This window comes from Rickettsia lanei, assembly GCF_056242675.1.
The window spans coordinates 214878-229280 of sequence record NZ_CP172233.1; the positions used below are offsets into that span (position 1 = coordinate 214878).

A 14403-nucleotide genomic window follows, 5' to 3' on the forward strand; every position below is an offset into this window, starting at 1 on the left:
CTTAAGCAAGAGGCATAGAAAATAAGTGGAAACGATATTTGCACAAAGCTCTGCATTCGGTAAAGCAGGCGTAGCAGTTTTTAGGATTTCTGGTCCTAAAAGTTTAGAAGTTTTACAGCTACTTACCGGTAGAAAGGACTTTAAATCGAGATTAATGTATTATCAACAAATTACAGTCCCTGAAACTAAGGAGCTAATCGATAATGTTATGGTTGTTTATTTTAAGTCACCTGGTAGCTTTACCGGGGAAGACGTAGTCGAAATTCACACGCATGGCAGTAAAGCTATATCTATAATGCTGACAAATGCATTATTAAATATAGCTGGTATTCGTTTGGCAGAAGCAGGAGAGTTTACCAAAAGAGCTTTTTTAAATAACAAACTTGATTTAACAGCAGCAGAGGGGATAGCCGATTTAATTAATGCCGAAACTATAATGCAGCATAAGCAAGCAATTAGACAAGCAAGCGGCAAACTTGAAGCATTATATAATAATTGGCGTAGTCAGCTTTTACAAATTCTCTCTCTACTTGAAGCTTATATAGATTTCCCGGATGAAGATATACCTGATACCGTCCTTAATGAAGTTACTAATACTCATACAATTCTTGTAAATACAATATCGGAATATCTTAATGATAACAGAAAAGGAGAATTACTACGAAGTGGTCTTAAGCTTGCAATTATCGGTCCGCCAAACGTTGGTAAGTCTAGCTTACTCAACTTCTTAATGCAGAGAGATATAGCGATTGTCTCAAATATTGCAGGAACTACTAGAGATATAATTGAGGGACATTTAGACATTGGCGGCTATCCTATTATTTTACAGGATACAGCAGGTATAAGAGAAGAAAGTAGTGACATTATCGAGCAGGAAGGTATAAAACGAGCTATAAATTCAGCTAAAACAGCAGATATTAAAATTATAATGTTTGATGCCGAAAAATTAGACTCCTCTATAAATGAAGATATTATTAATTTAATTGATGAAAATACTATCACAATAATTAATAAAATCGATTTAATCGAAGCTAGTAAAATCTTTTCTATTGAAAATAAATATAAATGCTTAAGAGTTTCAGTAAAAAATAATATTGCTCTTTCAAGTATATTAAAAAATATTGAAAATATTGCCGAAAATATTGCAGGATTTACCGAAACTCCTTATATAACAAATCAGCGTCATCGTAACTATTTACAACAAGCTCTCTCACATTTAACGGCTTTTAGCTTAGATAATGATTTAGTTCTAGCAACTGAAGATATTAGAATGACAGCACGCTGCATCGGTGCAATTACGGGTGTTATCAACGTAGAAGAAATACTAGGCGAGATCTTTAAAAATTTCTGCATAGGTAAGTAATATTGTATAGCTCGTTCTATGTCATCCCCGCAAGGTATTATTGCATGGACACCAAATCATCATTGCGAGCGACTGTAAGGAGCGTGGCAACCTTATGAAACAGTAGATTTCTTGCATAACCTCCTTCTAAAGATAATGTGTACTTCAATCCGGTACTCACACATCCGTTTCCTGTAAATTCCTCTTTATAAGATAGGTTATGCAAGAAGTCTAGTACAAAATGATTGCCACGTCGAGGCTTTGTCTCTCCTCGAAATGACGAAAAAACGAAACATTACAGCATAACAATCATCTTTCTCAAATCTTTCCATATATTAATTTATTTTAACTTTATCTTGACAAAAACATTAACATACTTTAGAAACCACGTTTCATTAATTAAAGGAGTAACATTATGGCATCTATATTAAATATAAATTTTAAATGCGTTATGCCTATATTTAGCAATGAAATAGTAAGCCGTTTACCGGGTAATGTAAACCACATAATTCATAAATTAAGCAGTACTATATTTTCATCAGTATATAGTACTATTGAAGGAGCTTTTAAAAAAGGTTATATAGTGGATAATACACAGTGTAATTGGAAAAACATTGCACAATCTTTCAATGAGTCCCCAAATGATTTTTCAATACTACACCAAGAGTGCAACAATGGTTTAAATATTCCAATAAATAATATTTTTATCGATGCTGAAAATAATCCTCATATACTTTTACAACAAGCCGTAACACCTCATCAAAACGGTACGGCTAGTATTCTTAGTCAACTTTATAAAGTAATAAATGATTATATATTCTCTCAAGGCAATATTACCGAAACTAGCGGAGCTGATTTCTTAGGTTTAAATGAATGCACTAAAGAAGAAGCTATGAGTGCTTTACAAAACTATAACGCTTATAAAGAAACTTTAATCCCTCGTGAATCGTTTATAAATACTCTTGAAAATACTCTAAATCACTTAGGTCTCTCTTTAGATAATGTCTCTCCTACAGAAATAGGTAAAAATATTTTAGATCAACTCGGTAAAGCTTACACTGACCCTACTACTACAGAAAGACCTAACAATGATACAAATGACGGTGGATATAGCAGCGGTGCTTATATAGCTGGAATAGCATTAGGAACATTAGCTGTAGGTACGATCTTAGGGTATTGCATTAAATATGGATGGGATTGGTATAAGGGAAGAAATATAAAAAATGAAAATTTAGATTTAGTAATGAAGAATAAAGAATTAGCATTTGTAGAACTACTATATGAAAATTTTAAGAAGAATGCAGTTATATTCGATGAAGTTATAAAAATAAATAATTTACATGATATTATAAAAATAGCAAAATCTATTAAGGAATATGAATTCTCAATACTACCACTAACTAATTTAAATAATGAAATTGTAAAATTAAATTCCCCATCCGCTATAGCAATAAACTTAGATTTTTCAAGCGGAATATTGCATGAAATATGTAAGAGTCTTGGCGGTGATGATAGTTTTCAGACTATCAGCAACTTTGCACGCTTAATAACAATTATACGAACAGCAAATCCCAAGTCTGAAGAATATAAAGAAAGCATTATAGAAATATTTGAGATATTTAATCCTTGTTACGCAGAGATTGACGATCAAAAGTGCGAAATGCCGTTATTAGCCGATGTATCATCACCATATAACTCCTTAGGTATAGAAGCATAGAACGTTGTTAGTACCATAACAAACCATCATTGACTTTTTGAAAGTTATATATAAAATGATGCTGAGAGTAGCAAAGTGCTATTTCGGGGTGTCGAACCCTCTGCCAAAAGTGAGAACATTTCTTACAAAACTGATGCACTCCTCGACTTCACGGTCGGGGTTATAATAGTTATGTCCAAGGTTTAAAGCTTAAGCTTAGAACCTAAAGGTTATTATGGCTATCGTTGATGGTTTTCTTACTCCCCCGACCACCAAGAGTTTATTGCTCTTCGGTGGTTGAAACTTAAGCAGTTTAAGTTTAATTAATTGGGAACAAATATGTCTGACCACAATATTAAAACCATCTCAAGACTCATCATAGAATTTATTTTAAATGAAAATAAAAAAATCTAAGAGCCGAGATAGCAGATTTACTAGAAAGACCTATAACAAAAAGTGATATCGAAAGAATAGAACAACGCTTAACAGAATGAGAAAAATATTTAGTAATGATTTATAACCTTGAAAATATCATCATCTCATTTTATTAACTACCTACTATAAAAATAAGCACTAAGATCATTATTAACCATTATGGTAAATAGTGCAAAAATAGCAAAAGACGGTAAGGTTTCTATACCAGTTTCATCATATTAATGTAGAGAGGTAGATGCTTTAAAAGGAGGAAGAACATACATAATCACACCCGCCAATATTAGTATGATTATTCCTAGAATAATACCTACTATATTAAATGCATTTATAAAAGTAATATTAACCTCCTTAATTAATTCGTGAGCAAATGAAGGTGGTAGTTGTTGAGCAATAATTATTCCTTCACCGATTGAGTCATGAGCTATTTCTGCAATTGATACAGAAACACCGTGAGGCATTACTAGATTGTTACTATATATATAAAGACGTAATACTCACAATAACAGCTAGACCTAATTCATATGCTGTTTCTTGTAATGCTGCTGCACCTCCAGATCTCTCTGCCTGTACTGCATTCATCATAACTGTTACGGTGTAGAGAGGCATAGACTACTTCCTATACCAAGCAATCCAAGATATATAATATAGTATTCTATAATAAATCTCTATAGTCTAATATACTAGGTAAAATCAATGATATAGTAGTAAAGATAAGCCTACTAAACATTATTACACGTGCGATAAATTGTGTAAATAAATATAGCATAACTAAAGATGCAATTAAAGCAAAAACTGCTGCAGGCAACATATAAAGACCTGCATACAAAGGACTTAACCCTTTGATAAACTGTAACCATAAGGACATAAGATACATTATGGATCCTAAGACACACGTAATCAGCAAATAAACTATTACTCCTATACTAAAATTGCTAATTAAGAATAAATGCATATCCACTAACGGATCATCACTTTTAAGTTGGCATAACGTAAGGTAAATATTATTAGTAACACAATGCCAATTAATAGCATTCAGCCGGATGCTAGATTCATAATACCGTATTTAGCCAACATCTTAATGCCTTGAACTAAAGCTGCCATCCCAAAAAACGATTGAAATACTCCTATCCAATCCCATGGGTTCATTACTAGGATTAGATGATTTAGGAATCCAAACTATACCAAAAGCAATAATTACTAATGCAATAGGTGCATTTTTATTAAAAAATGCAAATTGCCAACTTAAAAGCTCAACCAATACTCCTTCCTAGTACTGGTCCTATAGCTGCTCCTACGGTTGCCATTATTCCCCACACGGATATTGCGATCATACGTTCATGTGTATTATAAAGTGGAAGGCATCATCACTGATCCTCCTAACCCAAGTAAAGCACGACATAATACTAATCCCCATGAGCTATCAAATACATAAACTAACATTGAAGCGATGGAAAAAACTAAAAGCCCCCAAAGTAATAATCTTTTAGACCAAATCTATCTCCTAATGCACCTGCGGTAATGAGAAGACCTGATAATACTAATGCATATGCATTGATTATCCATAATTGATGGTTTTAAATCAAGGATTATAGTAGGCATAACAGCATACAAGACTGTAGAATCCATCGATACCAAAAGTAAGCAAATGCTTAAAATAATTAAAATATGCCATCTAAATTTATAAGATATAGATGATGAATTATCTTTAGCGATATATTCAGTTTGCAGAAATTGTGGTACCATATGTGATAAGTTATTTAATAAGGGTTTTACTAAATCTATCTTTTTCGAGAACTATGGGACTGTTAACAAGTAATTTAATTAGCTTTAAAATTTCTTTTGTTAATAGTCCTAGGTTAATTCAGTTGGTAACATAGTAAGCAAGTCCAAATCAATTAACCATAACACAAGTAAATTTAACATCTAAGCATCACCTAGTATGGAAGTCAAGATTTAATCTTACAAGCACAATAACATAAATAAAATTTGATTTTTCTTTCTCAAGCTTATATTTTAATTGGTAAGTTTATAATATGGAAATTTATGTCAAATACAGATAAGGAAAGAGCCATTGCCGCAGCACTCGCACAAATTGAAAAAAGCTACGGTAAAGGTTCGGTAATGAAACTAGGTCAGCGTCCGCATGTTGATATAGAGGCCGTATCGACCGGCTCACTTGGGCTAGATATAGCTCTTGGAATCGGCGGTGTTCCCAAAGGTAGAATCATCGAAATTTTTGGTCCTGAAAGCTCAGGTAAAACCACTCTAACATTGCATTTAATTGCAGAAGCTCAAAAAAAGGGTGGTACATGTGCTTTTATTGATGCCGAGCATGCATTAGACCCTGCTTATGCTAAAAAATTAGGCGTAAATATTGATGAGCTTATTATTTCACAGCCCGATACAGGTGAACAAGCCCTAGAAATTGCCGATACGTTAATTCGCTCCAGCGGTATTGATATGATAATAATAGATAGTGTTGCGGCTTTAGTACCGAAATCAGAGATTGAGGGCGAAATGGGTGATGCTCAAATGGCTTCTCAAGCAAGGTTAATGAGCCAGGCTTTGCGTAAACTTACTGCATCAATTAATCGCACCAATTGTATTACTGTTTTCATCAATCAAATCAGAATGAAAATAGGTGTGATGTTCGGTAGTCCTGAAACTACGACAGGCGGTAATGCCTTAAAATTCTATGCTTCTGTTAGGATCGATATAAGAAGAATCGGCTCCATTAAAGACAAAGAAGAAGTAATAGGCAGCCAAACCAAAGTAAAAGTAGTCAAAAACAAAGTATCTCCTCCATTTAAAACTGCAGATTTTGATATAATGTACGGTTCAGGTATTTCAAAAGAAGGCGAGATAATCGACCTTGGAGTTAAGCTTGATATTGTTGAGAAATCCGGCTCTTGGTTTTCCTACAAGAACGTACGCATAGGTCAAGGGCGTGAAAACGTCAAACAATATTTAAAAGAACATCCACAAATTGCCAACGAAATTGAGAAAATAATACGTGAAAAATCGTCAAAAATTACTAATATAAATCTTGATCAAACGGAGGAAGAAAATGATTGATTTAACAGGTAAAACTTCCTTAATTACGGGAGCTTCAGGAGGCATAGGCGGAGCTATAGCGAGGTTACTGCACAAACTCGGAAGCCATGTAATTATTAGCGGTAGTAATGAGGACAAATTAAAATCCCTTGGAAAGGTTGTAAAAGATAATTATACGATAGAAGTATGTAATCTTGCCGATAAGGAAGAATGTAGCAATTTAATATCTAAAGCATCAAAGTTAGATATTTTAGTATGTAATGCCGGTATTACTAGCGATACGCTAGCAATTAGAATGAAAGATGAAGATTTTGACAAAGTTATTGATATTAATTTAAAAGCAAATTTTATTTTAAATCGTGAAGCAATAAAAAAAATGATACAAAACAGGTATGGACGTATTATTAACATCTCTTCAATAGTAGGAATTTCAGGTAACCCCGGGCAGGCTAATTATTGTGCTTCTAAAGCAGGTTTAATAGGTATGACCAAATCACTCTCTTACGAAGTTGCAACCAGAGGCATTACGGTTAACACAGTAGCTCCAGGATTTATTAAATCAGATATGACCGATAAACTAAGTGAAAAACAAAGAGAAGCTATAGTACAAAAAATTCCGCTAGGCACTTACGGTATGCCGGAAGACGTGGCAAACGCAGTTGCATTTTTAGCAAGCGATCAGGCATCATATATTACCGGTCAAACTATACATGTAAACGGCGGTATGTTAATGGTATAAAAATTAATAAGATTATTTTGTGCTAGCATAAAATAATTTTTTGTGCTAGAAGTTCTTTTAAAGATAAAATGCGATGAATATTTTAAATAAATATTCATACAGTTAAAATAAAGTCTAATAGCTGAATAACCCCTATTATACAGCATATAAAATTAAATGATTTATGGAGTTCAAAATTATGAGTACAACGGATAAGATCGAACAGAAAGTTATTGAAATGGTTGCTGAAAAGCTAAATAAAGATAAATCGATAATAACTACGGATTCAAGATTTGTAGAAGATTTGAAAGCTGATAGCCTTGATACCGTAGAGTTAATGATGGCAATAGAAGTTGAATACGGTATTGATATCCCTGATGATGAAGCCACTAAAATTAAAACCGTATCCGATGTTATACAATATATCAAAGAACGCCAATCTTAATCCGCATAAAAATCCCTAATAGATAATTAAAAATGTCGAATCAAAGAGTAAATAAAAGAGTAGTTATTACCGGACTTGGACTTGTTACTCCTGTTGGGCTTAATGTTAACTCATCTTGGAAAAATATTGTAGATGGAGTAAGCGGTATAAAAACTATTACAGAATTTGACACTTCTAAACTTGCGTGTAAAATTGCCGGACTTATAGATAACTCTGAGAAAGATGGATTTAAACTTGAAAATTTCACACAAGCAGATGACATTAATAGACTAAGTAAAATGGATAAATTTATCCATTACGGAGTAGCAGCCGCAACCGAAGCAGTTGAAGATAGCGGCTGGTTACCCGACGATGAAAAATCTCGTGATAGAACCGGCTTGATATTAGGTTCAGGAATCGGCGGGCTTAAAATGATCGAAGATACCTCTATCAAACTCTATCAAGAAAATAACGGCAAAGTTAGTCCTTTCTTTATCCCCGCTTCATTAATTAATCTTTTATCCGGTCTTGTTTCTATAAAATACGGTTTTAGCGGTCCAACCCAAACGGCAGTAACAGCTTGCGCTACAGGGGCACATGCTATAGGCGATGCTATGCGTATGATAAAGCACGGCTATGCCGATGTTATGATCGCAGGCGGTGCGGAAGCTCCAGTTACACCTGTCGGAGTTGCAGGTTTCGTTGCTGCTAGAGCATTATGTACTAAATATAACGATAATCCTAAAAAAGCCTCAAGACCTTGGGATAAAGACCGCAGCGGCTTTGTTATGGGTGAAGGAGCAGGCGTTGTAGTCTTAGAAGAATATGAGCATGCCTTAAATCGAGGGGCTAAAGTTTACGGTGAAGTTATAGGATACGGCTCTACAGGTGACGCCTATCATATGACAGCTCCACATCCTGAAGGTAGAGGAGCTTATAGAGCGATGAGAGACGCAATGCTAGATGCAACTATCACGCCCGATATGATTGATTATATTAATGCACACGGTACTTCTACTACACTTGGTGATGGAATAGAATTAGCAGCCGTACAAAAATTATTTTTAGAAGCGAATCCCAAAGTTTTAATGTCTTCTACTAAATCATCAATAGGACATTTGCTTGGTGCGGCAGGAAGTGTTGAGTTTATCTTTTCAGCTCTTGCAATTAGAGACCAGATTGCACCGCCAACCTTAAACTTAGATACCCCTATGGATGAGGTGAATATAGATTTAGTTGCACTGAAAGCTAAGAAAACTAAGATAGATTACGTGCTTTCCAACTCGTTCGGATTCGGTGGTACTAATGCTAGTTTAGTGATTAAGAGTATACTCGTTTAATTTGGCACAAAGTCCTATAAGCACTGTACTCACGTATTAAGTATACGTTCCGCTCCTCGTCTTATGGACTCCTTGTGCTTTTCCAAATTAAACTTTGTTTACCAACCTTTAACTTAATGTCATTCCTGCGAAAGCAGGAATCCAGTAAAACATATAAAAACTTATTTTTATATGTTTATTCTATCAAATATGTAATTTTGTACCAATATTAAGGTTATTTTTCTAGATTCCTGCTTTTGCAGGAATGACATAAAAACTAGCCAATAATCAACTATGACCCCAATTTATTACATTAAAGACGGTAACTTAAGTTTTGCGGATAAAGTAATTTTATCTGATTTAGAGCTTTATTTGTACACAGGCGATAAGATTTGTCTTATAGGACGTAACGGCTGCGGGAAATCAAGCTTAATGAAAGTCATATCAGGTGATTATGAGTTAGATAACGGTGCATTATTTCAAGATCCTTTAGTTACAACCGGTTATTTAAGACAAGATATTTCTATAAAAACTCATCTAACTGTTTATGATTTTGTCTTACAACAAACAGATAGTACAAAAGAAATAGATAAATACCAAATCGATATAATTCTAGAAAAATTACAAATCAACGGAACAGATAATTTATCCACCTATTCAGGCGGTCAACTGAGAAGAGCAAGCCTTGCTAAAGCTTTAATATTAGAGCCGGAAATATTACTACTTGATGAACCAACTAACCATCTAGATATTGCAACAATCGAATGGTTAGAAGCATTTGTTAAATCTTATAACGGTGCTATTATTTGCGTTAGTCATGATAGAACATTCCTCTCAAATGTTACTAATAAAATTTGGTGGCTTGATAGAGGAATTTTACGTAAATCCGATAAAGGATTTAAATTTTTTGATGAATGGCAAACAATTATCATAGACCAAGAAGAAGCCGCTCTTCGGAAATTAAATAAAAAATTATCTCAAGAAAATGAATGGTTAAATGCCGGTGTTACTGCTAGACGTAAACGAAATCAAAAGAGACTTGCGGATTTGAAAGCTTTAAGAGCAATAACACAAGAACAGACTGCAAAACTAGCTAGTTCAACACAAAGAGTTAGGGCAGAGCTTGCCGAAAATATAGCTAAAAGTAAATTCATTATTGAAGCAGATAATATTACTTTTAGTTATAAAAATACTAAAATTATTGATAATTTTAGCTTTCGTGTAAAAAACGGCGAGAAAATTGGTATAATCGGTGCAAATGGCTCAGGCAAATCTACCTTTATCAAACTACTAACAAAACAGCTTACCCCTGAAAGCGGCAAAATTATATATGGCGGTAATTTAGATATTTCATATTTTGATCAACATAGAGAAAAACTAGAGCCTAATCATACATTACAACAAACTTTATGTCCTACAGGCGGTGATCAAGTATTTTTGCCACACGGTAAAACCATGCATGTTGCCGGTTATTTAAAACAATTCATGTTTAATCCTAAACTACTTAATGCAAAAACCGCTATTTTATCAGGCGGTGAAGCTAATAGATTATTACTTGCAAAAATTCTAATTAACCCTGGCAATCTGTTAATTTTAGATGAACCGACTAATGACCTCGATATGGATAGTCTGGAAATTTTACTAGATATACTTACAGATTATTCAGGTACTTTAATAGTCGTGAGCCATGATCGTGACTTTTTAGATAGGTTAGTTACTAGAACTTTAGTTTTCGCTCAAGGTAAAATTCATGATTTAACAGGAGGTTATGAAGATTATAAGCAGTATTTTACTACCTCTCCTATAGCCAAAAAAGCTTTAAAACCACTACCACTAACTGCTCAAAAAGAACCTCTAAATAAAAAGCTATCTTATAAATATCAGCGTTTGCTTGAAACATTGCCCAACTATATTGCAAAGCTAGAAATATCCATCAAACACTTAGAAAAAGAACTTGAAGACGTTAATCTATATTTAGATAATCCTCAAAAATATAACCGCATTACTAGCCAATTAATTAATGATCAAAACAAACTAGACGAGTTATTAAATCAATGGCTAGAAATACAAGATTAATTTTTATTAAAATTTTCTTGACTTAATTATTAACTTTTGTTAACGTTTCTTAGCGTTAATATTAAAGATGATGAGCATGTCTGATATAACAGCTACATTAAAATATAAATTCGATAATTTAAAAGAGCATCTTAACAATTCTTATTCTCGCTCTCAAATAGAAATAATTCTAGGAGAATTGAGTAGTTTACAAAGCGAAGCAGCTTCATATGGCTTGAATTTTGACATATCCAATCTAAAAGAGACTGCTGAAACTAAGCTCAAGCACTATGAAGTAGAACAATCTATTGAGAAAGCTAGGGTTCAAGAAGAAGAATTTCTAAAATCACAAAGAGCAATAAAACTTGCCGAAGAAGAAAAAGACATCGCACAAAGAGTTGCTGCACTTAATAATTTGCATAATGAATTTATAAAAAATATTACTAAAGATACTAAAAGAATTGAAGAAAGTAATAAGCGTTTAGATAAGATAATAAATAAACTAGAAAAGGAAAACATTATTGATCATGAAGAGTTAAATCGTGAAATATTAACTCATGAAGAAATATTTTTAAACTAAATCAAGCGTATAAAGTATTACATAAAAACCATAAAAAAATAACTGCAGAACACAAACAAGCACATACAGAATTAAATGAATTAAATAAAACAATAACGAATTTATCACAACAATTACAAGAAAAAGGCTTAGCACCAAAAAAAGTTAACGAATTAAAAGGAGAATTAGAATTTCACCAAGAAATGTTAAAAATACATAAGGCATATGTAGAGAAGATTGAAAATAGTAAAAAAATATTAGATCAAGAAATTATTAAACATGAAAAAGAACACAACATAAATAAAGATAAAATAAAGAAATTAGGAAGTGATATTAAAGAGCGTTATAAAAAAGAACCAGAAAAATATTTAGATGCATATGAAAAATATTTAGTTCTAAAACATCAGCATAAAGCAATTAAGACAGACGGCGTTGTAAAAGATATAGAGTATCATAATAAAGTACTAAATAAAATTAACGTGGATAAAACTAAATCTTTAGCTAATAAAATCAGAGAACAAACACAAGTAAAAGATACTAATACTGGGAGTTTATCTCCTACTCGTACTCCTAATATTAAAGTTACAAATAATAAAACGAGAGGAATTTAACTAAATTAGTAATTATTATGTCTAAATTTAAAAATTTAACTCCTGAACAAAGAAAAGCAGCTTTAGAAGCTGCAAAAGTACAATTTGAAGAACAACAGCAAAAACATAACGCAATATTTAAAGAAGCTATGCAAGCGAGTAGTCAAGTCCATCAATATAATCAAGATTTAGGTAATTGTGTGGATAATGCTTCCAAAGATATCAAACTTGCCGGTAAAGCTTCTAAAGGCGTATGTGAAATAATATAACATTCTAAAAGCTGTAACTATATAGTTGCAGCTTTTGTATCATTTTGAATTAAGCTCGAAAGACCTATTGCCTGTATTTTTTCTGACAATTTAAAGCTAATCTCACCTGGAAATATTACATTAATTTGATCAAGTTTTAAATCTTCTAAAGATATTTGCATTGATTTTGTAATGCTCGGTGTATTTGTATATTTAATTTCAAACCCCAAACGTTTTCCATTTTTAAAAATTAAAAGATCTATTTCCGCTCCATTATGAGATGACCAAAAATAACATTCTTCGGGTTCGGCTTTATAATATCTAACAATTTGTTCTAAGGCAAATCCTTCCCATGATGCACCTATTTTAGGATGAGTGCTTAAAGCTTCATAATTATTTAAGCCTAATAAAGCGTGATATATTCCACTATCTCTAAAAAAGATTTTTGGAGTCTTAACTTGTCTTTTTTTAAGGTTTTCATACCAAGGCTGCAAAATACGGATCATAAAAGTGCCCTCTAAAATATCTAAATAATGCTTTGCGGTATGATATGAGATAGATAAAGAATTTCCAAGTTCTGAAGCATTCAATATATTAGCGTGATAATGGCAAAGCATTAACCAAAACCTACGTACCTGCATAGACGGAATTGTAAAACCTAAATTTGGTATATCTCTTTCTAAAAATGTTTTAATGTAATTCTGACGCCATAAAGCACTTAACTCTTCATCATCTGCAAGATATGATAAAGGAAATCCGCCGCGTATCCATAATTGCTGAGTACCTGACACTTCAGATAAGCTAAACGGTGTCATTTCAATATAACCTATTCTACCTGCTAGTGTTTCAGAACCTTGTTTAATTAAGTCTCTTGATGCACTGCCTAGTACTAAAAATTTAATATCAGTTGTATCAACAAGAACTCTTAAAATAGGGAATAGATTCGGTTTATACTGAATTTCATCAATAATAACAAATCCTTTTAGATCAGACAAAGCAAGCATCGGTTCATTTAATCTTGCTAAATCTAAAGGATTTTCAAGATCAAAAATATTGATTTTAGGAATATTATAAGCTTCTACGAATTGTTTAGAAAGTGTAGTTTTTCCGCACTGCCTTGGTCCTAACAAGGCACAAACTTTATGAGTTTTAAAATGTTTTACTATTGATGAAAGGAATTGTTTTCTAAGCATTTAAATTAGTACTATGAAAATTAGAAACATAACGTCTAATGCTCAGTATAGAAAGAAAAAACGACAAAGTCAAAACGCTTTGTCTCGTGCTGCAACTATAATCGCATGTATTTTTTTAAGCGTCCGGTCAAAGTCATCGTTAGTAACTACATAATCATACTCATTAGCATGTGATATTTCGTTTTGTGCCGACTGCATACGTAATTTTATTGCTTCTTCATTATCGGTCGCTCTATTTCTTAAGCGTTGTTCCAATACTTCAATATTAGGAGGCAATACAAATATAGCAACAACATTAGTAGCATTTTTCTTAATACTCCGTGCTCCTTGCCAATCAATATCAAACAAAACATCCAAGCCTTGATTTAATAACATTTCGACATATTCTTTAGGCGTACCGTAATAATTATCGTATATTTTAGCATATTCAAGGAATTTATTCTGCTTAACTAATTCTTCAAACTCTAGACCGGTCTTAAAGTAATAGTTTATGCCCTCTACTTCTCCTAAACGTGGTTTTCTTGTAGTTGCCGAAATAGATAAACGCAAATTATTATCTATTTTCAATAATGCTTTAGCTAAACTCGACTTACCTGTACCTGAAGGGGAAGATAAAATTATAATCAGTCCTTTAGAGTTCCTCGAAAGTTCTACTTCTAGAGGTAATTTAGACATCGCTGCGGTGCTACGTTCCATGTCTCCTTTAAATCCCTCTCTATAAGCGCATTTCTGAAGAACTCTTTTATTTTTTGTTGTCATATTTTATGTTT

Annotated in this window: 13 protein-coding genes and 1 pseudogene; 9 read left to right on the forward strand and 5 right to left on the reverse strand. The window is 32.9% G+C overall.

Going from position 1 to position 14403, the window contains the following annotated elements; all coding sequences use genetic code 11:
- Positions 1–25 precede the first annotated feature (25 nt).
- Positions 26–1363, forward strand: a complete 1338-nt coding sequence (mnmE, locus tag ACHBLB_RS01395; RefSeq protein ID WP_475842096.1) for a tRNA uridine-5-carboxymethylaminomethyl(34) synthesis GTPase MnmE — start codon at positions 26–28, stop codon at positions 1361–1363.
- 394 nt (positions 1364–1757) lie between these two features.
- On the forward strand, positions 1758–3059 hold the full coding sequence (locus ACHBLB_RS01400; protein ID WP_475842098.1) for a DUF5460 family protein: 1302 nt from the start codon (positions 1758–1760) through the stop codon (positions 3057–3059).
- 632 nt (positions 3060–3691) lie between these two features.
- On the opposite strand, the gene ACHBLB_RS01405 is transcribed toward ACHBLB_RS01400, so the two are convergent.
- Genes ACHBLB_RS01405 through ACHBLB_RS01415 form a run of 3 tightly spaced genes read right to left on the reverse strand, consistent with a single transcriptional unit; the run spans position 3692 to position 4338 of the window.
- Positions 3692–3931 carry a hypothetical protein gene (locus ACHBLB_RS01405; RefSeq protein WP_475842100.1) on the reverse strand — a complete coding sequence of 80 codons (240 nt, stop codon included), beginning with the start codon at positions 3929–3931 and terminating at the stop codon, positions 3692–3694.
- A gap of 13 nt (positions 3932–3944) precedes the next feature.
- Positions 3945–4079 (reverse strand): hypothetical protein, encoded by a 135-nt coding sequence (locus ACHBLB_RS01410; RefSeq protein WP_475842102.1) that lies wholly within the window; start codon positions 4077–4079, stop codon positions 3945–3947.
- Between the two features lie 46 nt (positions 4080–4125).
- Positions 4126–4338, reverse strand: coding sequence for a hypothetical protein (locus ACHBLB_RS01415; RefSeq protein ID WP_475842104.1), 213 nt, complete (start codon positions 4336–4338; stop codon positions 4126–4128).
- A gap of 1178 nt (positions 4339–5516) precedes the next feature.
- Between ACHBLB_RS01415 and recA the strand changes: the two genes are divergently transcribed.
- From recA to ACHBLB_RS01450, 7 genes and pseudogenes are all read left to right on the forward strand, one after another.
- On the forward strand, positions 5517–6548 hold the full coding sequence (gene recA / locus ACHBLB_RS01420; RefSeq protein ID WP_475842106.1) for a recombinase RecA: 1032 nt from the start codon (positions 5517–5519) through the stop codon (positions 6546–6548).
- A complete protein-coding gene (gene fabG / locus ACHBLB_RS01425; RefSeq protein WP_475842107.1) occupies positions 6541–7266 on the forward strand; it encodes a 3-oxoacyl-ACP reductase FabG in 726 nt (241 codons plus the stop codon). Before recA ends, fabG begins: the two co-directional genes overlap by 8 nt.
- 163 nt (positions 7267–7429) lie before the next feature.
- Positions 7430–7690, forward strand: coding sequence for an acyl carrier protein (gene acpP, locus ACHBLB_RS01430; protein ID WP_475842109.1), 261 nt, complete (start codon positions 7430–7432; stop codon positions 7688–7690).
- 32 nt (positions 7691–7722) lie between these two features.
- Positions 7723–9009 carry a beta-ketoacyl-ACP synthase II gene (fabF, locus tag ACHBLB_RS01435; protein ID WP_475842111.1) on the forward strand — a complete coding sequence of 429 codons (1287 nt, stop codon included), beginning with the start codon at positions 7723–7725 and terminating at the stop codon, positions 9007–9009.
- Between the two features lie 273 nt (positions 9010–9282).
- Positions 9283–11064, forward strand: coding sequence for an ABC-F family ATP-binding cassette domain-containing protein (locus tag ACHBLB_RS01440; RefSeq protein ID WP_475842113.1), 1782 nt, complete (start codon positions 9283–9285; stop codon positions 11062–11064).
- Positions 11065–11140: 76 nt separating this feature from the next.
- Positions 11141–12213, forward strand: a pseudogene (gene roaM, locus ACHBLB_RS01445) (actin-based motility regulator RoaM).
- Between the two features lie 17 nt (positions 12214–12230).
- Complete coding sequence (locus ACHBLB_RS01450; RefSeq protein ID WP_085065647.1) at positions 12231–12461, forward strand: hypothetical protein; 231 nt, start codon at positions 12231–12233, stop codon at positions 12459–12461.
- A gap of 17 nt (positions 12462–12478) precedes the next feature.
- Here ACHBLB_RS01450 and ACHBLB_RS01455 read toward each other — a convergent pair whose 3' ends face one another.
- Both ACHBLB_RS01455 and gmk read right to left on the reverse strand, forming a co-directional pair.
- Positions 12479–13633 carry an ATP-binding protein gene (locus ACHBLB_RS01455; RefSeq protein WP_475842115.1) on the reverse strand — a complete coding sequence of 385 codons (1155 nt, stop codon included), beginning with the start codon at positions 13631–13633 and terminating at the stop codon, positions 12479–12481.
- Positions 13634–13702: 69 nt separating this feature from the next.
- Complete coding sequence (gmk, locus tag ACHBLB_RS01460; RefSeq protein ID WP_475842117.1) at positions 13703–14392, reverse strand: guanylate kinase; 690 nt, start codon at positions 14390–14392, stop codon at positions 13703–13705.
- Positions 14393–14403: the final 11 nt, after the last annotated feature.